Origin of the sequence: Chryseobacterium sp. C2(2020) (assembly GCF_014218915.1) — a bacterium.
Taxonomy (GTDB): Bacteria; Bacteroidota; Bacteroidia; order Flavobacteriales; family Weeksellaceae; genus Chryseobacterium; species Chryseobacterium mucoviscidosis.
In genome coordinates, this window is the sequence record NZ_JACLCT010000022.1 from 17546 (window position 1) to 43040 (window position 25495).

At 37.2% G+C, this 25495-nt stretch carries 15 protein-coding genes; 10 read left to right on the top strand and 5 right to left on the bottom strand.

Annotation, left to right across the window (positions count from 1 at the left end):
- The first annotated feature begins 13 nt into the window (after positions 1-13).
- On the top strand, positions 14-2881 hold the full coding sequence (locus H6W52_RS13230) for a M16 family metallopeptidase (protein ID WP_116096335.1): 2868 nt from the start codon (positions 14-16) through the stop codon (positions 2879-2881).
- A gap of 30 nt (positions 2882-2911) precedes the next feature.
- Here the strand turns inward: H6W52_RS13230 and H6W52_RS13235 are convergent, their stop codons facing one another.
- The 3 genes from H6W52_RS13235 to H6W52_RS13245 form a co-directional block, all read right to left on the bottom strand.
- Complete coding sequence (locus H6W52_RS13235; protein ID WP_116096333.1) at positions 2912-3991, bottom strand: GNAT family N-acetyltransferase; 1080 nt, start codon at positions 3989-3991, stop codon at positions 2912-2914.
- The gene (locus H6W52_RS13240; protein WP_116096331.1) at positions 3988-4974 is read right to left on the bottom strand and encodes a polysaccharide deacetylase family protein; all 987 of its coding nucleotides are present in this window, start codon (positions 4972-4974) and stop codon (positions 3988-3990) included. Before H6W52_RS13240 ends, H6W52_RS13235 begins: the two co-directional genes overlap by 4 nt.
- A 78-nt stretch (positions 4975-5052) precedes the next feature.
- Positions 5053-7191: a S46 family peptidase gene (locus tag H6W52_RS13245; RefSeq protein WP_116096329.1), complete on the bottom strand. Its 2139-nt coding sequence runs from the start codon at positions 7189-7191 to the stop codon at positions 5053-5055.
- Positions 7192-7506: 315 nt separating this feature from the next.
- Here H6W52_RS13245 and H6W52_RS13250 point away from each other — a divergent pair, with 315 nt between their 5' ends.
- Positions 7507-7989, top strand: a complete 483-nt coding sequence (locus tag H6W52_RS13250; RefSeq protein ID WP_116096327.1) for a copper resistance protein NlpE — start codon at positions 7507-7509, stop codon at positions 7987-7989.
- A gap of 56 nt (positions 7990-8045) precedes the next feature.
- On the opposite strand, the gene H6W52_RS13255 is transcribed toward H6W52_RS13250, so the two are convergent.
- Positions 8046-8693, bottom strand: a complete 648-nt coding sequence (locus H6W52_RS13255; RefSeq protein WP_116096325.1) for an MgtC/SapB family protein — start codon at positions 8691-8693, stop codon at positions 8046-8048.
- Positions 8694-8778: 85 nt separating this feature from the next.
- Here H6W52_RS13255 and H6W52_RS13260 point away from each other — a divergent pair, with 85 nt between their 5' ends.
- Positions 8779-9480 (top strand): hypothetical protein, encoded by a 702-nt coding sequence (locus H6W52_RS13260; protein WP_116096323.1) that lies wholly within the window; start codon positions 8779-8781, stop codon positions 9478-9480.
- A 52-nt stretch (positions 9481-9532) separates the two neighbouring features.
- Here the strand turns inward: H6W52_RS13260 and ligA are convergent, their stop codons facing one another.
- The gene (gene ligA, locus H6W52_RS13265) at positions 9533-11536 is read right to left on the bottom strand and encodes an NAD-dependent DNA ligase LigA (protein ID WP_116096321.1); all 2004 of its coding nucleotides are present in this window, start codon (positions 11534-11536) and stop codon (positions 9533-9535) included.
- A 242-nt stretch (positions 11537-11778) separates the two neighbouring features.
- Between ligA and H6W52_RS13270 the strand changes: the two genes are divergently transcribed.
- The 7 genes from H6W52_RS13270 (at position 11779) to prmA (ending at position 25441) form a co-directional block, all read left to right on the top strand.
- Entirely contained in the window at positions 11779-14886 is a 3108-nt protein-coding gene (locus H6W52_RS13270; RefSeq protein WP_116096319.1) for a TonB-dependent receptor, read from the top strand.
- A 371-nt stretch (positions 14887-15257) separates the two neighbouring features.
- Positions 15258-16001: a glycerophosphodiester phosphodiesterase family protein gene (locus H6W52_RS13275; RefSeq protein ID WP_116096317.1), complete on the top strand. Its 744-nt coding sequence runs from the start codon at positions 15258-15260 to the stop codon at positions 15999-16001.
- 312 nt (positions 16002-16313) lie between these two features.
- Positions 16314-19277 (top strand): SusC/RagA family TonB-linked outer membrane protein, encoded by a 2964-nt coding sequence (locus H6W52_RS13280; protein WP_116096315.1) that lies wholly within the window; start codon positions 16314-16316, stop codon positions 19275-19277.
- Between the two features lie 10 nt (positions 19278-19287).
- Entirely contained in the window at positions 19288-20739 is a 1452-nt protein-coding gene (locus H6W52_RS13285) for a SusD/RagB family nutrient-binding outer membrane lipoprotein (RefSeq protein WP_116096313.1), read from the top strand.
- Positions 20740-20827: 88 nt separating this feature from the next.
- Positions 20828-22411: a calcineurin-like phosphoesterase C-terminal domain-containing protein gene (locus H6W52_RS13290; RefSeq protein WP_116096311.1), complete on the top strand. Its 1584-nt coding sequence runs from the start codon at positions 20828-20830 to the stop codon at positions 22409-22411.
- A 157-nt stretch (positions 22412-22568) separates the two neighbouring features.
- Positions 22569-23282 (top strand): 3-ketoacyl-ACP reductase, encoded by a 714-nt coding sequence (locus H6W52_RS13295; protein ID WP_116096309.1) that lies wholly within the window; start codon positions 22569-22571, stop codon positions 23280-23282.
- 1331 nt (positions 23283-24613) lie between these two features.
- Positions 24614-25441 (top strand): 50S ribosomal protein L11 methyltransferase, encoded by an 828-nt coding sequence (prmA, locus tag H6W52_RS13300; protein WP_116096307.1) that lies wholly within the window; start codon positions 24614-24616, stop codon positions 25439-25441.
- Positions 25442-25495 lie beyond the last annotated feature (54 nt).

The following is a 25495-nucleotide window of genomic DNA, read 5'->3' on the forward strand; positions in this document are numbered from 1 at the left end:
AAAAATGAAGTTTATGATTGATAAAAAATTCAGGGAAGAAATTCATACAGATAAAAATAACTACGAATATATCACGGTCTCCAATGACGAAAATGGAGTAAGAATTTACACTTTAAAAAATGGCTTAAAGGTTTTTCTTGCCCAAAATTCCGATGCTCCGAGAATCCAGACCTATATTCCTGTGAGAACCGGAAGCAATAACGATCCTTCTGATAATACAGGTTTAGCACATTATCTGGAACACATGATGTTTAAAGGAACCTCTAAATTAGGAACTCAAAACTGGGAAAAGGAAAGTGAATTATTAGATCAGATTTCAGATTTATACGAACAGCATAAAGCGGAGAATGATCCTGAAAAAAAGAAAGAAATTTACCGCAAAATAGATGAAGTTTCTCAGGAAGCCAGTCAGTATGCCATTGCGAATGAATATGATAAGGCAACTTCTTCTTTAGGCGCAAGCGGAACCAACGCGCATACATGGTTCGATGAAACGGTTTACAAAAATAATGTTCCGAACAATGAGCTTGAAAAATGGCTGAAAATCGAGAAAGAACGTTTTTCTGAACTGGCCTTAAGGCTTTTTCATACCGAATTGGAATCTGTTTATGAAGAATTCAACAGAGCACAGGACAACGATTCGCGTCTGGTGAATTATGAACTGATGGACGCACTTTTTCCTACGCATCCCAACGGTCAGCAAACGACTTTAGGAAAGGCAGAACATCTGAAAAATCCTTCCATGAAGGCGATTCATAAATATTTTGATGAATATTATGTTCCGAACAATTATGCTATGGTTTTGGTGGGAGATCTTGATTTTGAAGATACGATTCAGCTTGTTGACCAATATTTTGGAACCATTCCGTACAGAGAGCTTCCGAAAAAAACTCCTATTATCGAAAAACCGATTACGGAAATTATAAAACGAACGGTAAAAAGTCCCACAACGCCGAGAGTGCAGTTGGCATGGAGAACGGAAAGTTACGGCACAAAAGAAGCGATGTTGGCGGATGTAGTGGTAAATATTCTGAGCAATAGAGGAGAAGCAGGATTGCTGGATCTGAATATCAATCAGACTCAAAAATTATTGTGGGGACAGGCGTATTCAGTAGGTCTGAAACAGTACGGATATTTTTCCATCGTTGCCGTTCCGAAGGAATCGCAGACTTTAGATGAAGCCCGAGATTTGGTTCTGGAGCAGATCGAACTGGTTAAAAAAGGAGAATTTCCGGACTGGATGCTTCCTGCCATCATCAACGATTTTAAAATTCAGAGGATGAAGGCGCTGGAAACAGCAGACGGATTGGCAACGAATCTTTATGATACATACATCAAAGGAAGAACGTGGGAACAGGAACTGAATGAAATGGATCATTATGAAAAACTGACTAAAGAAGAGGTTATCGCCTTTGCCAATGAGTTTTTCAGAGATAATTATGTGATCGTTTACAAAGAAAAAGGAGTAAACGAAAAATTGATCCGCGTAGAAAATCCGGGAATTACTCCTGTGAAAATAAACCGTGAAGCCCAGTCTGAATTTTTACAACAGATTCTGGAAGAAAAAACAGAAGATATTCAGCCGGAATTTGTGGATTATGAAAAGGAAATTCAGAAAGATATCGTGAAAGGAAAAACCATAAGTTTCGTTAAAAATAAATACAACGATATTGCGCAGGTTCATTTTATTTTTCCATTCGGAAGCGATCATGACCGCGATCTTGCGATTTCGACACAGGTTCTTCAGTATCTGGGAACTGAAAAATTCTCTCCGGAAGATCTGAAAAAAGAATTCTTCAAAATCGGCGTTACCAATGATTTTAAAACCACCAACGATCAGCTGATTATTTCGCTGAACGGTCTGGAAGAAAACATTGAAAAAGGAATAAATCTTCTGCAGCATTGGCTGTATGAAGTAAAGCCGGATCAGGAAATTTACAGACAGTTTACAGAAACTATTCTGGAAAACCGTGCTGCGATGAAGAAGGATAAAGGCAGAATTATGACGGCTCTTACGAATTATACCAAATTGGGATCTTTCTCACGGTTTACGGATGTTATTTCAAAAGAAGAGCTGGAAAGTAGCAATGTGGAAGTTTTTACAGACCGGATGAAAAAACTGTTCAGATATCCGTATCAGATATTTTTCTACGGAAGGAATTTTGAAAATTTCACTTCATACATCGGAAAATATACTGAAAATGAAAATTTTGTCATTCCGGAGCCTAAAAATTATCCGGAACCGGAAACCGATGGAAATGTATATTTTACAGATTACGACATGGTTCAGATGGAAATGAGTAAGGTAGGAAGAGGTCGAAACGTAAACACGGAAAATTTTGGTAAAATCAATGTTTTTAATGAATATTTCGGACGTGGTTTGTCATCCATTGTTTTTCAGGAAATCCGCGAAAGCAAAAGTTTAGCGTATTCTGCATACGTTTCTTACGCAGCGAATTCAGAGCTGGATCATCCGGATTACATTACCACCTACATCGGAACGCAGCCTGACAAATTGCAGATTGCAGTAGATACGATGACTGAACTGATGACTGAGCTTCCTGAAGTGAAAGTACAGTTTGAAAATGCAAAAAATTCTGCTTTGAAACAGATTGCTTCGCAACGGATAACGAGAACGAATATTTTCTTCAATACGTTAAGATTAAGAAAACTGAATATTCATCATGATTTCAGGAAAGATATCTATCAGCAGATTGAAAGCCTGAAATTTGAAGATCTGAAAGATTTTTACGACCATTACATAAAATCCGTTCACTTCAACACCGCCATTATCGGGAAAAAAGAAAACCTGAACAGGGAAGCGGTTGATAAGATGGGAACCTTCAGGGAAGTAAGTTTAAAAGATATTTTCGGACATTAAAAAAGAGGCTTGAAAAAGCCTCTTTCCGTTTTATGTCATTGCACAATCTCCGTCTCCATCCTGAAAATCCGGATCAAAATCTTTCGGCAGATTAGCAAGTAAATTTTTATGGAACATATACCTTCTTTCAAAATCTTTCTGATAAATTTTCTGAAACTGCTTTGAAGAAGCGATATTTTCATTAAGTTCAATATGATAATTCGTTAGAACCTTCACTTTATTTTTCACAATGAAATCATTCAGAAATACAACAAATTTCTTTAATTCTGTTTTTGAAAATGAATATAAAACTTTAAGCGTTCCGTCTCTTAGAAGCAGAAGCGAACAGGTTTCCAAATTGTTATTTTCATCATAAATTTTTATCCAAAAATATCTGAACTGTTTGGAATAGGCTGAAAAAAGGTAATCTTTTTCGGTATTTTCGTTTTCCAGAACCCATGGATTTTCAATAAACCAGTTGATTTCATCAGGCGTTCTGTTGCTTTTAAACGCCGACAAAAATGCTGAACTTTCCGCATCAATTTTATCTGAAATTTCAAACTTAAAATCCGGTTTTTGGGTAAAAATTTTTCTAAACGATAAAAGCGTATTAATAAAACTATCTGCAATTTTAAAAATCGGCTGAAAAGATTTTAAACCAGGCTTTTTTGCTGGAATGATCGTTGCAAAATCTGCTTTGAAATAATATCTCTTTCCTCTTTTAGGCTGAATGTACCGGAAAAGTCCAATTTTATTATACAGACTTTCTGCTTCTTTTGTAAATTCTGTGATGGCAATATTTCCGTCGTATTCTTCAAAGGCTGTATTTAATAAAGTCTGTGCAATTTTCTTTCCGCGAAACTCATTGCTGATGAAAAGGGTACTGAGCCATGCATACTTAAAAGGTTTTCCATCGATGATAAAATGATCGGGAAGACACCCTAAATAACCTGCCAACTGATCGTTATGAAAGGCCAGAATCAATAAAATGTCTTCGTCGCCAGCTTTCGGATTTCTGAGATGGGAAATAGCGCGATGTTTCGTGATGGGAAGGAAATCATACTTTTTATAATTGCCGGATGATATGAATTCTTCAAGTTTTTTTCGGTTTAAAGTTTTCAGATCAATCATCTTCTCGCAATTTTATTTTTGTTAAAAATCTTCTTCAATTTAAAATAAGCCATTTCTTTTTTTAATGTAATTTCAGCCGTTTCGCCTGTCTCAAAAGGAATTCTCTGAAAATTTTGAGGAACACTGTCGAGCTTAATTCCTGCGCTTCCAAAGCTGCAAAATAATTCGGGATTTCTAAATAACTGATCAAAAAAAGCTTTTTCTACCCCAAAATCGGTGAATGGAAAAGCAAAACTTTGATATAAAAAATCATTCTGCTTCAGATAGTCAAAAGTTCGGCTGCAGGATTCAAGTTGCTGATTAATAGTTAATTCATTGTATAAAGGATGATCCCAACTGTGAGAGGAGATTCCGAATCCTTTCTCCGTAACACTTTTTAACTGATCCAAAGTCATGTAGGGTTTCTGCTGATTTAAAAATGAATTGAAATCAATTTCCAGAATTTCTGCAAGCTGGTCTAAAAGATTTTGTTGTAAATAGCTGATTTTTAAAATTTCAGAAATAGTATTTTCTTTTGTTTTAAGAATGCTGAAAATTTGAGGGTTTAAATTGCTTTTCTTCTTGACAGTCTCAATCAAAAGACTTGCTTTACAGCGAAACATCAGGTTTTTATTGTCAACAAATTCAGGATTGATAAAGTTCACCGCATAAATTCCTTTTCTTTCCAAAACAGGCAGTACAACGTCATAAAACTCACGCAACCCATCATCAAAAGTCAGCAAAGCAATCTTCTTTTTCGGTTTAAAATTTCCTTTGATAAAATCTTTGAATTCCTGCCAGTTGACAAACTGAAAATATTTCAGAAAATAATCTAAATCCTGCTCGAACTGTTTTACATTTTTATACTGAATGATATTTTGAAGATGAGGCAGATTTTCATCGGAAACACAATGATAAACGGGTAAAAAGTAAGACAGGGGAAATGATTTTTCGACATTCCCATTTTCAAATTCTGACAAAAAATTAATGATTTTTCTTTTCATTGATCTGTCAAAAATAAAAAGAATCTATTTAAATCCGTTGAAAAATTTAAATAGACTCTTTTAAATATGTTTTAAAAATTATTTTACAATCTTCATCTCATCAATCAGCCATTTGGAATCTGCAAATTTATCGATGATGAAAAGAATATACTTCGTATCCACCATGATATTTCTGCTGAAACGAGGGTCATAATTAATGTCGCTCATTGTTCCTTCCCATTGTCTGTCGAAATTCAGTCCTACCAGATTTCCGTTGGCATCAAGAGCCGGACTTCCGGAGTTTCCTCCCGTTGTGTGGTTGGTTGCAGTAAATCCTACAGGAACATCGCCGGTTTTATCTTTGTACACTCCGAAATCTTTTTTGCTGTAAAGATCAATCAGCTTTTTCGGAACGTCAAATTCATAATCTCCCGGAACATATTTTTCCATTACTCCCGCCAAATGCGTCTGATAATTGTAAGAAACAGCATCTCTCGGAGAAGAACCTTTCACTTTTCCGTACGTTACACGAAGCGTAGAGTTTGCATCCGGAAAGAATTTTCTGTCTTTATCCGTTGCCATTTGCTGCGCCATATAAGTCTTCTGTAAAGCATCAATTTTCGTCTGCATCGATGTAAACTGAGGATCAGCTTTTGTGATGTAGGTGTCTCTCATGGATAAGTAAGTCTGATAAACAGGATCTTTTTTCAATGTCTTGATCAGTTTATCCTGATTGGAGAATGCTTTTTCGATATCTTTACTAAGAAAAGCTCCGTTTACTTCAGTTCTTCCTGTGATGATGGAGTTTTTAGAGTCATCTTCAATCGTCTGAAGATTTTGTGCTTCATTTTTATATTTTTCAAATCCTGCAGGTAAAAATTCCGGAGCCGTTTTATTGGCATAAAGAGCCAGTAATTTTGCAGTAACTTTTGCATCAAGTTCTGCATTGTAATCTTTGTAGAAAGAAGTCAGCCTGTTTTTAAAGGAAGTTGTTCCTTTTTCGTCTATTCTTCCGGCTTCAACCGCAGTAATGTAGTTGTAGAAAAGATTGGCAAGCGTTAACGTTTCTGCATTTCTGATGGTTTCAGAATAATATGCGTTGTTTAATGCATAAGGAGCCTGATCGTTGTACAGTTTATTCAGCTGATCTAAAGTCGTTTTAATATCTTTATTTTTAGCGATCAGAGAATTTTCATACTGTACTTTTTTCTCTACCGCGTTAGATTTTTTCAGACCTTCTACTTCGCCGATCCATTTTTTCCAGTAATTGGCTACCGAAGCGTATTTTGAAGCATACTGAATTCTTGTGGCATCATCGGTACGCATTTTTTCGTCCAGTGTTTTCAAAGCAACATCTCTCACTGCAATTCTCGCAGGATCGGTATCTTTCATGATCTTTTCAACTGCAATCGCAGGAAGATATTCTGTGGTTCTTCCCGGAAATCCGAATACAAAAGTAAAATCATTCTCGTTTTTATCTTTAATGGAAACCGGAAGATAATGTTTCGGAACGTAAGGAACGTTATCTTTAGAATATTCAGCAGGTTTGTTATTTTTATCAGCATAAATTCTGAACATGGAGAAATCTCCTGTATGTCTTGGCCAAACCCAGTTGTCTGTATCTGAACCAAATTTTCCGATGCTTTGAGGCGGCGCTCCTACCAAACGAATATCTTTGAATGTTTCGATAGTGAAAGCATAGAATTTATTCCCATAATACATGGATCTTACAGAAATCGACTGATAAGGTTCTGTTTTCTGAGAATTTTTGTAAATCTCAATATTTTTGGCAATCTGTTTAGAAAGTTCGGGTTCCTGAAGTTTATCGGTTCCTTCTAAAATCTGAGAAGTCACTTCTTTGATATCAACAATAAAGTCTACCGTTACTCCCGGATTGGGAAGTTCTCCCTGAGGATTTTTTGCCCAGAAACCATTCGATAAAAGGTCATTCTGTACGGTTGAATGAGACTGAATCTGTCCGTATCCACAGTGATGGTTGGTAAGCAATAACCCTTTTGGCGAGATAATTTCCGCGGTACAGCCTCCGTTGAACTGTACTACCGCATCTTTTATGCTTGCTTTTTGCGGATTGAAAATATCTTTGGCAGAGATTTTCATTCCCAAATCTTTCATTTCCTTTTCATTAAGCTCCGTTGGAATCCACATTCCGCCGTATTGCTGTGCAAACGTCATTACAGCCGGCAAAAGAAATACAGATAGAAGTATCTTTTTTGTCATAATCAAAATTTTGCCCCAATTTACAAAGAAAAAGGGAGATTTGGGTTAAAATTGGCTGATAGTTGATTGTTTTTTTAAATGCTGTTCAAATTTAATACTTTATGATTCTTTTATTTTTAAAAGCAAAATTTTAATTCAGCATAACGATTATTCTAGAAAAGTAAAAACAAGTAAAATTTTTGTATCAGGATTGATGATAAGGTTTAATCTTTAATCAGTTCGATCTATCAACCATCAACAAGAAACCATCAACGAGAAACTTTCAGGCGGCTTAATTTTTGTTGCTGAAAAAGCATTCACGCTAAATCATTTATTATGAAAAATTCAATTCAGATTCTGGGAATCGCTCTTGTATCGCTTGTGGTTTCCTGTACGCAAAAAGACAAAAATCCTGAAGTGGAGATGAACCCTAAAACAGATCCGATGGCGATTCAGGCTCCGGTGGACAGTACAAAAATGAATTCCGTTGCGGGATCTGATAATTCAGAAAATTCTTTGGACTGGGACGGAACGTATGAAGCCACAGTTCCATGCGCGGACTGTCCCGGAATTAAAACTATCCTTGTTTTAAGTAAGGACAAAGCTTTTAAAATTACAGAAGAATATCTGGAAAGAAATTCTAAAAATGAAGATACAGGAACTTTTGAATGGGATTCTTCCGGAAGCATTATTACCTTAAACGGAAAAACTTCAAAATACAAATATAAAGTCAGGGAAAATACACTTACACAGCTTGATATCGAAGGAAAACCGATTGATGGTTCCAATAAAACCCTGTATATTTTTAAAAAGAAATAATAGTATAACTTCCAAAATCCCTCATCTGAAGGGGTTTTTTATTGACATCGATGATATTAAAACTGATAGGCAATTATTTTATCATCTTCCATCAGGTTTTTCATTAAAATTTCATGATTGGTATTATTGCCTGTAACCATCCATGTTGTCGATAAATTTCCCTGTGTGTATTGCTGTTTTGCGAGGGTAAATTTCAGATGGTTTCTCTTAAAAAGCTCTTCACAATGTTGAATATCATGGTAATTGACGACTGCAATTTTATATTCCCGGATTTTATGGTGTCTGTCTATAAATTTTTCAAAATTGGTTAAATAATTTAAAACTACCAAAATAAGAAGCGTTCCGAGGAGAGAAAGATAAACATATCCGGATCCGACTGCCATTCCGATGGAAGCGGTTGCAAAAATGGTTGTGGCAGTGGTAATTCCGTCGATTTTATTATCCCCTTTAAAAATAACTCCTGCTCCTAAAAAGCCGATTCCGGTAATGATATTGGCAGCAAGACGATCCGGATTGGCGACCCCGATTTTAATGGAAAGTATTGTAAACAGGCAGGATCCGAAACAGACCAGAATAAAAGTACGCAAACCTGCCGATTTATTTCTATATTCCCGCTCCGTTCCGATGAAAATGCCGAGAAGAACGGAGATAAAAATCAGCAGAAGCTCATTCTGGATGACGTAATGATCTTTTAAAAATTCCATTTTGAAGATTTTACTAAATAAAATTACAATAATTCTTTTGATAAAAATCCAAATGAGGTATATTGTATCGTAAAATATTAAACCATTGAATGAAAGTCTGAAAAAGTCGATTGAAAACTTATATTCTGTTTTTTCAAAATATGAAATTCGGTCTTTTATAGAGGGATGCCCCTGTTGCGTTTCGGATCGTGACAAAGAGAAAATTCATAGTAAGGAACTCAGAGAACTCGAAGAAGAGGATCTTTCACGATATGCTTTCAAAGCAATGACAACGTGGGGAAATGTGGATGATTTTAAACATTTCCTGCCGAGAATACTGGAACTTTGCATTGATCATGATCTTGGAATTCAGCCGTTTGGTATTTTCGGAAAACTGAAATACGGAAAATGGGAAATCTGGAATTATGTTGAAAAAGAAGCGGTTATCACTTTTCTTTTAGAATGGTGGAAGTATTTCTTAGAAAACAGGACTTTTTTTGATGATGATCTGTTTTTCGGGATCTATAATGCGACGGGTGAAATGGAAAAATTATTAGACTGCTGGAAAGTGGATATTGCCCAAAACAGCTTTATGATTTATGTGGATTTTATCCGGTATTATTATCAGGATTTTGTCAACGAAAATCTGAAAAATAAAAGTTTCGATGAATCAGATCATGAAAAATTTCTGAAGTGGATCAAAGAAAATTCAAAAAGTCTTGAAGAAGGTTTCTACTATTTCGAAAAGAGGGATGAAAGATTTGCAAGCGAAATTTCGGACGCTCTGTATATTTTGGAACACAGCTAAAAAAAGACTGCCTTTGAAAGACAGTCTTTGGTAATAGTATATTATTTTTTTACTATTTTTCTACCAAATCCAAAAACTGCTGTTCATCCAGAATTTCAATTGTTCCGATGTCCTGTGCTTTTTTCAGTTTGCTTCCGGCTTTTTCGCCCACCACAAGGAAATTCAGGTTTTTGGATACTGCCGAAATATTTTTTCCGCCGTGTTTTTCCACCATTTCTTCTGCTGCTTCTCTGGTAAATAATGATAATTTCCCAGTAAAAAGGAATGTTTTTCCTTCCAGAACATTCGACAGGACTTCGTTCGTACTTTCGCCTTTTTCAAGCTGTACTCCGTAAGATTTTAACCTTTCGATCATCAAAATATTTTCGGAATTTGCAAAAAACTCCACGATGCTTACCGCGATTTTGGTTCCGATATCTTCCACTTGGCAAAGCTCTTCCACGGTTGCATTTTTCAGATCTTCGATGGTCGGGAAATTTTTAACCAGTTTTTTGGCAACCGTTTCTCCGACGTGTTTTATCCCGATTCCGTACAGTACTTTTTCAAACGGAATTTCTTTGGATTTTTCGATTCCTGAAATGATGTTCTGTGCCGATTTTTCTGCCATTCTTTCCAACGGAAGAAGCTGTTCTTTTGTTAAAACATAGAAATCTGCCGGATTTTCAATCAGTTGTTCCCTGTAAAGCTGCTCAATCGTCTCACTTCCCAGATTATCAATATTTAAAGCTTTTCTCGAAACATAATGAATCATTCTTCCTACAACCTGTGGCGGACAGTGAAGGTCATTCGGACAGAAATGAATCGCCTGATCTTCAATTTTTACAAGCTCAGTGCCGCATTCCGGACAATTTTTGATGTATTCAATTTCTTTGCTTTCTACAGCTCTTTTTTCGGTATTGACGCCGACAATTTTCGGGATAATTTCACCTCCTTTTTCTACATACACGAAATCGTTTTCATGAAGATCCAGCTTTTTAATAATATCTTCATTGTGAAGTGAGGCTCTTTTCACAATTGTTCCGGCTAATAAAACAGGCTTCAGATTCGCAACCGGAGTGATGGCTCCTGTTCTTCCGACCTGATAAGAAACGCTTTGCAGCTTGGTTTCCACTTTTTCAGCCTTAAATTTATAAGCCATTGCCCAGCGTGGAGATTTTGCAGTATATCCAAGCTGTCTCTGCTGTTTTAAAGAGTTGACTTTTAAAACGATACCATCAATTTCAAACGGTAAATTATGTCTTTCAACATCCCAGAAATTGATAAATTCCTTCACCTCATCCAAAGTCGTACACAATTTTGCCTGCTGAGAAGTTTTGAAACCCCAGCTTTGTGCTTTCTGAAGCAGTTCCCAATGCGATGCTGCAGGAATATCTTCTGAAATAAACTGATAAAGAACCGATGAAAGCCCGCGTTTTCTCACTTCGCCGCTGTCCTGCATTTTTAGACTTCCACTTGCTGTATTTCGGGGATTCATGAATGGATCGAGACCTTCTTCCTCACGCTGTTTGTTGATTTTGTCGAAATTTTTCCGGGTTAAATAAATTTCTCCGCGCATAAAGAAATGTTCCGGAAAATCACCTTTCAGTTTCAGAGGAATATCCGAAATGGTACGAACGTTTGCCGTTATTTCATCACCCTGAAATCCGTCGCCGCGAGTTACTGCCTGAACCAGTTTTCCGTTTTCATACAAAATGGAGATCGAAGCACCGTCGTATTTCAGTTCGGCAACAAATTCCACCGGTTCGTCAATCGTTTTAATAATTCTTTTTTCCCAGTCTTCAAGATCATCAAAATCATAAGAATTATCCAGAGAATACATTCTGAATTTATGCTGAACCGTCGGGAAAACTTTGGTAATTCCTCCGCCGACACGAACGGTAGGAGAGTTTTCGTCATAAAATTCGGGATATCGGGCTTCCAGATCGCGAAGCTCTTCCAGCAGCATATCAAAATCATAATCCGAAATCGTCGGAGTATCAAGGAGATAATAATTTTCGTTGTGCTGATGAAGTTCTTTTCGCAGATCTTCTATTTTCTGTTGTATGTTTTCGGACATTGGGTTTTTATCTTTTCAGCAAAAATAAATAAAAGAAATTCCAATTTAAAAAATAAGGGAATTAAATATTCTGCGAAAATTAAAAAGTTGTAACATATTTAAACCCACTGATTATCCACCAGATAAAATCGGGGTTAAAATTCAGGTAACATAAGGTTCCCATATAATTTAAAAAATGTTAAAACTCCCTTAAACAGAGGATCCTGAAAGTCAAAATACATTTGCAAAGCTAATTTGTAGATATGAGAAAAGTAAAGATTGTATTGGGACTATTGTTCCTGAGTTTTGGAACGCTTGCGTATGCGCAGACCACTCAGGCTTCTATTGTAGGAAAAGTTACCGGAACCGGAAAAGCTCCGCAGGAAAAGGTAAAAGTAACCATTGTAAATGAATCCACAGGGTTTAAAACGGAAACGGAAACCAATTCGAAAGGGGAATATATTTTCAAAGAAATTCCTTTGGGCGGACCTTACACGGTATTCGTAAATGATGAAAAAAGGGAAGGCTACAACGTAAATTTTGGAGATCAGGTAACGGTAAACGTAGATCTGGGAAGCGAGAAAAGCATTGAAGAAGTGGTTGTTACCGGAAATTTAAAAAACAAGATCGGGAATTTAGGTGCGGCAACAGCCATCACAACCAAAAATATCGGAATTTTACCTGTAAACGGAAGAAACTTCAACAACCTTGCTGAACTTTCGCCGTTGAGCGGTAAAAACGGAAGTATTTCCGGACAGTTGGGTTCTTCCACGAATTTTACCATCGACGGAATGACGGCTAAAAATCCTACTTCTGCAGGTTCTACCACAAGCAGAAGTAATGCTCCCTTTTCTATTTCCATCGAAGCGGTTCGTGAATTTAAAGTAACCACCAATCAATATGATGTAACATTAGGAAGAAGCGGAGGCGGAACCGTGAGTGCGGTTACAAAATCTGGAACGAATAAATTTTCAGGAAGTGCATGGGAATATTTAAGAACAAACTGGCTTTCGAGCAAATATGACATCAGAGGAAATAAAATCAACAACGATTTTTCTACTTCCCAGTTTGGGTTCTCTTTAGGCGGGCCGATCATCAAAAACAAACTGCATTTCTTCGTTGCATGGGATCATCAGTTGGATTCAAGACCATTGCAGATTGCCGATATCAAATCTCATGACGACGAATTGAGGTTAAATATCACAACAGCTACTTTAAATAAATTCCTTGACATTGCCAGAGCAAAATATGGCGTTGGAAATACACCGCAGTTCGGAAGTTTTGATAAAGTGAGAAATTCTGATGCCGGATTTTTGCGTTTAGACTGGCAGATTAACGATAAAAACTTATTGACTTTAAGAAATAACTTCACCTATGATCTGAACAAAAACGGTTTGGGAGACAACACAGCGATCAATGCTTTTGAATCCTATGGAAATGATAAAAATCTGGATAACAGTTTATTGTTGACTTTAAGATCCAACTTAAAACCGAATATGACGAACGAACTGAAGGCGCAGTATCTTTACACGTTTCAGGACAGTTATCAGAACGATCAGCTTGGTCATCCCGTTCCGAGAGCTATTGTCGAAAATATCGTAACCAGCATCGACGGAAAAGACAAGGCAACCAATATTCAGATCGGAGGACACCGTTTTGCGCAGGAAAGTTTCAGGAATAATGTTTTCCAGATCGTAGACAATTTATACTACAATACGGATAAAATCAAATATACCTTCGGAGCAGATTTAATGTACACGATGGCAAAATCGGTGTACGGAAGTGAAGTGAACGGAAGATTCCACTTCAGGGAAAATCCTACTGTGAACGGAGGAGATAATTTATTTAATTTTAATAATCTTGTGGCGTACAGATTTTACAGAGAAGTTCCTTTGATGGAAGATCCTTCTGTAAAGTCCAATATTTATAACTTGGGAGTTTACGGACAGATTCAGACAAAAATTGCAAAAGGTCTGGATTTAATGGCGGGTTTAAGATTGGATTACGGTGGTTATCCGAAAGCAGGATTCAACCAGAAATTGTATGATGAAATGGGAATCCGGACAGATAATCAGATCAAATCATTCATCATTCAGCCGAGATTCCAGTTCGATTGGAATATTAATGAAGGAAATAAAGACTTCCTGAAATTCGGAGCCGGAATTTTCTCTTCAGACATCAATAATTATATGATTATCAATAATCTGGTGTTTGACGGAAGACATTTGGCAACAGTGGATGTAAATCCTTCACAGATTGGTCTTAAGCCGGATTTCATAAGTTACAGAAACGATTACGGAACGGTTCCTACTTTAGCTCAGTACCAACTTCCTACCATTAACTACACAGGAAAAGATGCAAAAATTCCGGTGGTTTACAAAGCCAATGTTTCTTATACGCATTTCTTCAACGAGAGATTCAGAGCGGGAGTTGCGGGTTACATGACACTGGGAAGAAACAACTATTTCTACTACGACAGAAATATGGTGGCAAATCCTTATTTTACGCTGGATAATGAAGGAGGAAGAGGAGTTTTTGTTCCTGCAGCAACGATCGCAGCCAACGGAACGCTGAACTGGAAAGATGGAAGAATCAACAAAAATTTCGGAAGAGTTCTGGAATTGGTAAGTGATGGAAAAGTCAATCAGTTTTCATTCGTCTTAGACACAAGTTACCGTTACTGGAAAGACGGAGAAATTACAGCAAGTTACACCTGGGCAGATATCAAAGACAATACTTCTTACAACGGAAACGTAGCGAACTCTGCAACCTTGTCTACCATGGTCTCAGGAGATCCGAGAAACTTAAGAATGACGTATTCGGATAACCAGTTCAGAAACAAAGTCGTTATCTACGGGAACTCTCCAACGATTGCAGGATTTACTTTAGGAATCCGTTATGCGGGAATCGGCGGAACCCGTTTCTCTGTAACGGCAGGAGGAAATGTAAACGGAGATTTCGTAGACACGAACGATTTAGCTTACATTTTCCCGAATCTTACGCAGACTTTAATTGATAATCCTGAAGTGGGACAGGCTTTGAAGAACTACATTACAGATTACAACAACAAAGTTGCAGAAAGAAACGGCGGAAAGAACGGTTTCTACGGAGTTTGGGACGTTCGTGTAGCGAAGAAAATCAAATTTGAAAAAATCGGAGCCTTTGAACTTTCAGTGGATATTTTCAACGTTGCCAATTTGCTCAACAAAGAATGGGGCGTTAATAAATCCTACGGAAATACGGCGCTGTACAGAATTACAGGATTTGATCAGGCAACAAAACAGTTTAAATACAGCCTGAATACAAGCGGACTGGAGCCACTTTCAGGAAATCCTTACCAAATCCAGATCGGAGCGAAATATTCTTTTTAATTTAAAAATAGAATGTTTAAACTAGTTTTAAATTCAACCGCAAAAGAGACAAAAGACTTTGTTGGATTTATTTAAAGTATTTCAAAAGTCTGCAAGAGAAAAATCTTTGATTTTTTTAACTTATGTGCTCTTTTTTTACATTTAAGTACTCAACTTAAATAACTAAAGTGTTACAATCTTTTGCGGTAAAAAAGTTTAGACAAGTTTAATGTAAAAAATGTAAATGGTCAATTTTGCTTTGCAAGTCAATTGTTAATATTAAATGATTGAGAATTGACAGCGAAGGACGCACGATTGACTATTCACTTAAATAAATTTATATACCTTTATCTGAAAGTTGAAAGACTTTCGAATACTATTCAAATTATATTATGAAAAATTTTATCTTAGGGTTCGCAGTTTTAAGCACAGTTGGAATGAAGGCACAAACCCAGATCGTAGCACACAGAGGATATTGGCAGACGCAGCCGCCCACGACAGAGAATTCTCTGAAATCGTTGGAAAATGCACAGAATTTAAAGATTTACGGATCTGAATTCGATGTGAGAATGACAAAAGACGGAGTTTTGGTGGTAAACCATGACGAACATCACGCCAAAATGGAAATTTCTGAAACTGATTTTAAAGAACTGGAAAAAGTAAAATTATCCAACGGTGAAGATTTTCCCACTCTGAAAGACTATTTAAAACAAGGGAAGAAAGATAAATCGCTAAAACTGGTGGTTGAAATAAAGCCTGACAAAACGAAGGAAAAAGAAGACGAACTGACGGCAAAAACCATCAAAATGATTAAGGATATGAAGCTTGGAGCACAATGCGATTTCATTTCTTTCAGCTTAAATATCTGTAAGGAAATTAAAAGGCTGGAACCCACTTTTAAAGTTCAGTATCTGAAAGGAGAGCTTTCTCCGCAGCAGATCAAGGACGAAGGTTTGGATGGGATCGATTACCATTACAGCATTTTCCAGAAAAATCCTACATGGATTGCAGACGCAAAAGCTTTGGGATTGATCACCAATGCATGGACGGTAAATGACGTTGCCATTGCCGATGAATTAAAAAAGCAGGGAATTGGTTTCATTACTACCAATATTCCGGATCAGCTTAAAAAATAAGATCATGCCATCTTTATACAGAAAGTCTGTCTCTTTTGAGGCGGACTTTTTTTGTTTTAAAAACTTCCTTTAAAATTCAGTCAACTTTGTGGTATCCCTTATTTACTCAGGAAAAGACAATAAAATTAGGGAAATAAATCAGCTTTAAAATATTAAAAATTATTCATTCGTTTAACCTCTTGTTAACCAGTTGGCTGTGTAATGTTATTAAGGTTTAATTAATATGACGTTTAATAATTCTTTAATAAATGTTAAAATAGTATTAAAATCCTACTCATAATATCGTTTTAGTTTTGCGCAAACAAAAAGGATATGCGTAAAGAGACACAAAAAGTACTCATTTTATCATTACTAGGACTTGTCAGTGTAAATCTGGCAGCTCAGCAAAAAGTGAAAAGAGATACCATTAAGAACATCGACGAAGTTGTGGTAACCGCTTTGGGAATCAAGAGACAAGACAAATCTTTAGGATATGTTGCCGAAAAAGTAAATTCAGGCACTTTTGAAGAAACTCAGAACAACAACTGGGCTCAGTCTATGGAAGGAAAAGTTGCCGGACTGAAAGTTCAGACGGCAGGAGCGGGACCGCTTGCCAGTTCCAGAATTACTTTAAGAGGCGAAAAGTCGATGGTATTGGATAATAATTACGCATTAATTGTTGTAGACGGAATTCCTTTGGGAAATTCCACCACAGGAACCGGAACTCCGGCTTACGGAGCGGGTTCCGGAGGGGATGTTCCGATTGATTTAGGAAACGGACTGAACAGCATCAATCCCGATGATATTGAATCGGTAACCGTTCTGAAAGGAGCTTCTGCAGCCGCATTATACGGATCCCGCGCTGCGAACGGAGCTTTGATGATCACCACAAAATCCGGAAAAAGCAAAAACGGAAAAATTCAGGTAACCTTCAATTCCTATTCAAGTTATGATACGGTTCTGAAATGGCCGGATTGGCAGTACGAATACGGACAGGGAACTTTGGCTAAAAATACAGCAGGACAATTCTATTATTCTTACGGCGCTTCTGCAGACGGCGTAAGTACAGGAGGTACGAGCAGTGCTTTCGGACCGAAATTCGCAGGACAGTATTATTTTCAGTATGATCCTACCGTTGGCGGACAGAGTAAGGAAAGACAGCTTTGGAGAGCTTATGAAGACAACATCAAAGGATTCTGGAGAACAGGTTCTACGTATTCCAACAGTCTTTCGGTGGAAAGTTCCAATGATAAAACCAATTTCAGAACATCGCTTACCTATCTTAATAACGAATGGATGATGCCGAATACAGGTTTCGACCGACTGAATTTTGCTTTGTCGTTCGCGCATCAGTTAACCAAAAAATTAAAAGTATCCACCAAATTTACTTTCAATAAAACATCAAGTGACAATCTTCCGGCAACGGGATACAACAACCAGTCGATTTCCTATTTCATGATCTTCCAGAATCCGAATGTGGATCTTGCTTGGTACCAACCGATCTGGAAACCGGGACAGGTTCAGATCGATCAGATTCACCCTTTCAGTACATTTATCGATAATCCTTATCTCATCGCTTATGAAATGCTGAACGGAGTGGATAAAAAAACGATTTTCGGAAACATTACGGCAGATTATCAGTTCAATAAAAATTTCAGCCTCATGTTGAGGTCCGGACTGGAAGTTCTGAACGAAAAAAGAACAACGAAGCGTCCGTGGAGTTCCGCTAATTATGCAAAAGGATTCTACAGAGAACAGTACATCAAAAATCACGAATACAACAACGATGTTCTATTCTCGTACAAACAGAGCTTTAATAAATTCAATATTTCTGCATCTGCCGGAGGAAGCATCCGTTACAATCAGTATGTGATGAATGATTATCAGGCAAACGGATTGAAAATTGCCGGAGAATACAATCTTACCAATGCGCTTGGAATTGATGTAAAATATCCGAGACCGGGTGACGAGCAGGTAAACAGTGTCTATGGTTTGGTAACATTGGGATACGACAATAAATTCTTTGTGGATGTTACCGGAAGAAACGACTGGAGTTCCACACTTCCGAAATCCAACAGATCATTCTTTTATCCTTCCGTAAGTACGAGTTTCATCCTTTCAGAAATTTTTAAATTGAAAAGCGACCGTTTCAATTACTGGAAACTGAGAGCTTCGTGGGCAAAAGTAGGAATCGACGGTTCTCCTTACCAGTTAGATACCTACTACGATACCAGTTCCATCACAGGAAGTGTGATAGCGAGAAATATCTTCAATAATCCTAATCTTAAGCCTGAAAAAAATGCCAACGTAGAAGCGGGGATGGATTTCAGCGTATTAAAAAACAGATTGAATTTTAATTTCACGCTGTATCAGAACATGAGTGAAAACCAGATCATTCCGGTTTCCCTTCCTTATGAAAGCGGTTATTCCCAAAGAATCATCAACGCAGGGAAAATCCGAAACAGAGGTATGGAATTATCTTTAAATACAACACCTTTTAAAACCAAAAGCTTCTCCTGGATGATCGGAGCCAACTGGTCTGCCAACGAAAACAGAGTACTTACCACGTCCGAAGGTTTCGACGGAATTATTTCAACCGTGGGAGGAGTGGTTTTTTATAAAGCAGTTGTAGGAGGTTCTTTGGGCGATATGTATGGTTTTAAACTGGTAAAAAACAGTCAGGGACAGGTTGTTTATGACAACGCAGGATTGCCTTTAAGACCTGCGGAAATAGAAAAAGTAGGAAACGCATTCCCGAAATGGAGAGCCGGTTTACAGAATGATTTTAAAATTAAAAATTTCACCGTAAGCTTCTCATTCGACGGTCAGTACGGTGGTGTTGCGTATTCGCAGTCGCATCACAAAATGTCGGAACAGGGAAAACTGAAATCTACACTTCCGGGAAGAGACAATCCGAACGGAATGATCGTAGGAGAAGGAGTTGTACAGAATCCGGACGGTTCTTACAGCCCGAATACAAAAGCGGTTACCGTATCTGCTTATTATGCAGAATACTACAGAAGAGCGAACGTGGAAACGAATACATTCAGCACAGATTTTATCAAACTGAGAGATGCAAGAATTGCCTATTCTTTCCCGAAAGAAACCATAAAATCTTTAGGACTGCAGGATCTTACCTTAGCTATTTTCGGAAAAAATCTATGGATGTGGACGAAGTTCCCGATGTTTGATCCTGAAGTAGCCACTTTAGATAACGCCACCATTACTCCCGGAGTGGAAATGGGGCAGCTTCCAACCGCCAGAACCGTTGGATTTCAGTTAAATCTTAAATTTTAAATCTTAAAAAATGAAAAAATTATTCATCAACATAGCTTTGGTTGCTTCACTTTTTATTTTCAATTCTTGCGACAGAAATTTTGAAGAAATCAACACAGATACCAGTAAAATTCTCAATCCGTCTGTAGGAAGCCTTCTGGCTCCCATTCAGTACGAAATGGCAAACTACGGATACAGCAGAGCTAATGATTTTACTTTCGATATCATGCAGATCGGTCTGGATTTTCCGAATGAAGGAAATACGTACAGCAGATATTACATGACGGAAGGAAGCGGAAACGGTGTCTGGAATACCTCTTACAAATGGCTGAAGCAGGTGAATGACCTGAGAACTTTTGCCAAAAAAGAGCAGAACAACAATTATCTGGCGATTTCCATGGTTTTGAATGCGTGGATCTACTCCAATCTTACCGATGCTTTCGGAGATGTGCCTTTTTCTGAAGCCGTAAAGATCGATCAGGGAATCATTACCCCGAAATACGACAGCCAGAAAGAGATTTATGTTCAGCTTTTAAATGATCTTAAAACAGCAAACAGCTTATTCGATACGACGAAAACATTAACGGAAACCGATCTTTTCTATAATGCCAATAATAATGTGACGGGAATCGTTAACTGGAAAAAGTTCTGTAATTCTTTATCATTAAGATTATTAACGAGAATTCTGAAAAGAAACGGAGAAGTAAATGTTCATGAAAGAATTCAGGAAATTGTAAGCAATCCTGCCACATATCCTATTTTCCAGAACAATACAGACAGCGCTTTATTAACCATTTCAGGAATTTCACCCTATCTTCCGCCGATCGCAAGACCGCAGGATTTTACAGCATACCGAGCAGCAGGAGAATTTTTTGTGAATGCCATGAAAAACAATAATGATCCGAGAATGAGCATGTTCTTCACACAGGCAAAAGATCTGGCAACGAATGCGAACATCGGTTACAAAGGCGCTCCTTCAGGATATGCTTTGGGAAGTTCTTTTAATTATCAGCCTTCGAATTTTAACCAGAATCTGGCAAAAGCGCCGTTGAAAGATTTAATCATGACGTATTCTGAGGTTCAGTTTATCCTTGCAGAGCTTTCTTTCAAAGGAATTATTACAGGAAATACCCAGACTTATTATGAAAACGGAGTAAAATCGATTATTGAACAATGGGGAGCAACCGTTCCAGCCAATTATTTTGCGAATACTAATGTGGCTTACAACGGAACTTTCGAAAGAATTATGCTTCAGAAATACATTTCCTTGTTCTTTGTAGACCATCAGCAATGGTACGAATACAGAAGAACAGGATTCCCGGTTTTACCAAACAACGGCGGACTTCAGAACAACGGACAGATGCCGGTAAGATTTATGTATCCTACCCAGACCAAAGTAATGAACACAGCTAATTACAATGCAGCAGTTCAGGCAATGGGTGGAGACAATATCAATGTTAAAATGTGGTGGAATAAACCATAAACTTATCCTTAGGATCGGGCTTTAGCCCGATTTTCAGAAAAATAATCAGATTGGCTTCAGCCAAAACTTAAATGTAAATATCAATACAATGAACATAAAATTTTTAATGCCTTGTCTTTTAATTTCAGCAATGGCATTTTCACAGACTTCTGTTTCGGGATATGTGTACGAAGACAGCAACAAAAACCTGAAGAAGGAAAACAAAGAAAAAGGAATTGAAGGAGTGGCGGTTTCCAACGGAGCTCAGGTTGTGTTAACCGATAAAAACGGAAGATACAGTCTGCCTGTTCAGGACGGACAGACCATTTTTGTTATCAAACCTTCCGGCTATATGACTCCTCTAAATGCAAACAATCTTCCTCAATATTATTATCAGTACAAACCCAAAGGTTCTCCCACAGATTTTAAATACAAAGGTTCTGCGCCTACAGGTGAGCTTCCGAAAGAAATTAATTTTGCCTTAAATAAACAGAACGAAAGCAAAAATTTTGATATTCTGGTTTTCGGAGATCCGCAGCCTTACACGGAAAAACAATTGGATTACTTCAGAAGAGCCATTGTAAACGAAGTAAAAAGCACGAAGAAAAATGCGGTGTTAGGAATCAGTCTCGGAGATTTGGTAGGAGATAATTTAAGCCTGCAAAAACCTTATGCAGACGTGATGAAAGAAATCGGGCTTCCTTGGTATAACGTGATGGGAAATCATGACATGAACTACGAAGCGAAAGAAGATATGCTTTCTGATGAGACTTTTGAATCCAATTTCGGACCTGCAAATTATTCCTTCAATTATGGAAATGTGCATTTTATTATCTTGGATGATATTTTGTACCCCGATCCGCGCGACGGAAAAGGATATTGGGGCGGTTTCCGTGAAGATCAGATGCAGTTTATCGAAAACGATCTGAAACTGGTAGATAAAAATAAACTGATTGTTGTTTCTTTCCATATTCCTCTTGAGCATAAAAATGAAGACAACTTCAGAAACGCAGACCGCCAGAAATTATTTGATAACATTGCTCCGTTTAAAAATGCTTTGTTGCTTTCGGCGCATACTCACGTTCAGCAGCAGCTTTTTTACGGGAAAAAAGCAGGATGGAACGGTTCAAAAGATCTTCATGAATACAATGTAGGAACAACCTGCGGCGATTGGTGGTCCGGAACTTCTGATGATTTGGGATTGCCTACTTCTACAATGAGAGACGGAACAGCAAAAGGATATTCTTTCATCAGCTTTAACGATAACGAATACAAAGTAAAATACAAAACTGCCGGAAAACCGGAAGATTATCAGATCAATTTATATGTTCCGAAAGTAGTTCCTTTCCCTTCAAAAACGTCTGCTAAAGTTCTGGCAAACTTCTTCATAGGAAGTAAAAAAGACAAAGTAGAATACAGAATAGACGGCGAAAAATGGGAAGAAATGCAGTATGACGAAACCGTAGATCCGAGTTTTGCGATGTCGGTTTTCAAATGGGATACTACGCAGAATATTTTCCCCGGAAGAAGGCCTTCTAATCCGGAATCTTCAAAACACATCTGGACCGGAGATTTCCCGAAAAAACTTTCTTTAGGAAAGCATAAAGTTGAGGTAAGAGCAACGGATATGTATGGAAACCAGTTCTCTGCCACAGAAGAATTTGAGGTACAGAACCAGATTATTATTCCTTAATTTTCATTTATTACTATACTTTCAAAGAAACCGGCTCTACTTTGGAGTCGGTTTTGCTTTAAACATAAGCGGTTATTTATAAATTAATCATAATACGGATTTTTAGCTCGGCTAATGTTTCGTAAATTTGCATCAACGAATAAAAAATTCTTTAAAAATGAATATAAACGGAAAAAATGCCATCGTTACAGGAGGTGGAAGAGGATTGGGAAAAGCAGTAGCTTTAGCTTTGGCAAATGAAGGAGTAAACGTAGCCATTACGGGAAGAAATGAAGAAAACCTTAAAATGGTAGTCGATGAAATCCAGAAACTGGGAGTAAAATCGGCTTATGCGGTTTTCAGTATTGATAATGAAATTCATGTAAAAGCAGGGATCGAATCCATTGCGGAGCAGTTAGGTGGTATTGATATTTTAATTAACAACGCAGGGATCGGAGATTTCGGTTCTATCGAAGAAATGCCTTCCGAAACCTGGGAACAGGTGATTAAAACCAATCTTTTCGGAGTATATTATGCAGCAAAAGCAGTTTATCCTTTCATGAAAGAAAAAGGAGAGGGAGATATTGTAAACGTTGCGTCTACTGCAGGTCTGAAAGGCGGACCGAATATGTCGGCTTATGCAGCCTCAAAAGCAGCAGTTGTTTCCCTGTCTCAATCAATGATGGCAGAATGGAGAAAACAGAATATCCGTGTGATTACCTTAACACCGAGCACGATTGCCTCAGATATGTCGATTCAGGGCGGTTTAACAGACGGAAATCCTGATAAAGTTCTTCAGCCGGAAGATTTTGCAGAATGGGTAAGAGATATTTTAAAAATGAACAGAAGAGCATTGATCGCAAACGGTTCTATTTTCTCTACAAATCCTTAACTGGTTTAAAGTTTAAAGTTTAAAGTTTAAAATTGAAAGTTTAATGTTTTGAGTTCTGGATTTTTTCGGACTCAAGATATGAAACTATTGTAAAAAGCGGACTTCGGTTCGCTTTTTTTCTGCGGGAAATCTGTCATTCTGAACGGGAACGAAGTGGGAGTGAAGAATCTCTAATCAATAAACAACAGATTTTTCTTCCGTCAGAAGTCGAGATTCTTCCTTCATCAGAATGACAAAGTAAGCGTGTCGCCTTCGCTGAGTGAAACGCCCTTGCGAATGAAGAATGTTTTCAATAATTTCAAAGAAGCTTTGCACCTATTACTTTTAAAAAAGAAAACCATTAAAAACATTTAAGCAGTTAAGAAGAATTAAGAATTTGCAGGCAAACTGAAGGATAAGCTTAAAAATAATTAGAATGTAATAAAAATTTCTCTGTGTGCTTATTTAAGTGAAACGCCTTAGCGAACTTAAAAATATCCAGTAAGTTTTGAAAGAAAAATCTTCGCGGACTTTGCGTTAAAAACAAAACTAATCGAAACCAGCAATATTCCAGAAATAAAAAATAGAGATTCTTCCTTCGTCAGAATGACAAAGAAAACCATTAAGAGAATTTAAGCAGTTAAGAAGAATTAAGAATTTGCAGGCAAACTGAAGGATAAGTTAAAAAAATGCTTTGCGTGCTTATTTAAGTGAAACGCCTTTGTGAACTTAAAAATATGCAGTAAGTTTTTAAAAGAAAATCTTCGCGGACTTTGCGTTAAAAACAAGAACAGCAATATTCCAGAAATAAAAAATAGAGATTCTTCCTTCATCAGAATGACAAAGTAAACGTGTCACCTTTGCTAAGTGAAACGCCCTTGCGAACGAAAAATGTTTTCAATAATTTCAAATTAACCTTTGCGCTTATTGCGTTTAAAAAGAAAACCATTAAGAACAGTTAAGCAGTTAAGAAGGATTAAGAACTTGTAGGCAAACTGAAGGATAAGTTTAAAAAAATGCTTTGCGTGCTTATTTAAGTGAAACGCCTTAGCGAACTTAAAAATAAGCAGTAAGGTTTTAAAAGAAAAATCTTCGCGCTCTTTGTGTTAAAAACAAGATCAGCAATGTTTTAGTAAATAAAAAAGATAGATTCTTCCTTCGTCAGAATGACAAAGTAAACGTGTCACCTTTGCTGAGTGAAACGCCTTTGCGAACGAAGAATATGCAGTACATTATTAAAAAAAATCTTCGCGGACTTTGTGTTAAAAACAAAACTGATCGCTTTAAAAACAAAACCAGCAATATTCCAATAAATCAAAAAAGTAGTTTTATTTTTGCAACAAATTATTCACATGCAAAATTATTTAGAATTCGATTTCAAAATTACACCGCTTCAGCCGTGGAACGAAATATTAATGGCAGAACTTATTGAGATAGGTTTCGACAGTTTTACGGAAGAAATCAATGGTATTTTAGGATATATTCAGAAAGATTTATTTATTGAAGAAGAGCTGAAAACGTTGCCGCTTTTTCAGAATGATGAGGTAAAAATTGAATACACTTTTAAGGAAATGCCGAACATCAACTGGAATGAAGAGTGGGAAAAGAACTTTGAGCCTATTAATATTGATGATAAAGTCTTGATCAGAGCAGAGTTCCATGAATCAGTTCCGGGAATGCACGAAATTGTTATTCAGCCGAAAATGTCTTTCGGAACAGGTCATCATCCGACAACGCATCTGATGATTCAGCAGATGATGGATATTGATTTTAAAGGTAAAAAAGTTCTGGATATGGGTTGTGGAACGTCGGTTCTGGCAATTTATGCAAAACAGATCGGAGCCGGAGAAACCAAAGCGATTGATATTGATGAATGGTCGGTGGAAAACTCCAAAGAAAATGCAGTAAGAAATAATGTGGAACTGGATATTGAGCTGGGAACTGCAGAAAATTTAGGCAAAGAACATTACGATATTATTTTGGCAAACATCAACAGAAATATTTTAATTTCAGATATTCCAACGTATGTTTCTGTACTAAATGAAGGTGGGAAATTACTGCTTTCCGGATTGTGTTTCTTCGATGTGGATGATATTCTTGAAGTGTGTAAAGAAAACGGTTTAACGCTTACAAAAAAACTTCAGAGAGAAGAGTGGGTAAGTTTGCTGCTTGAAAAATAAATAATCACATTTTTCACTTAGCCTAAACCTCAATCTTAGCCTTAATCTTAACCT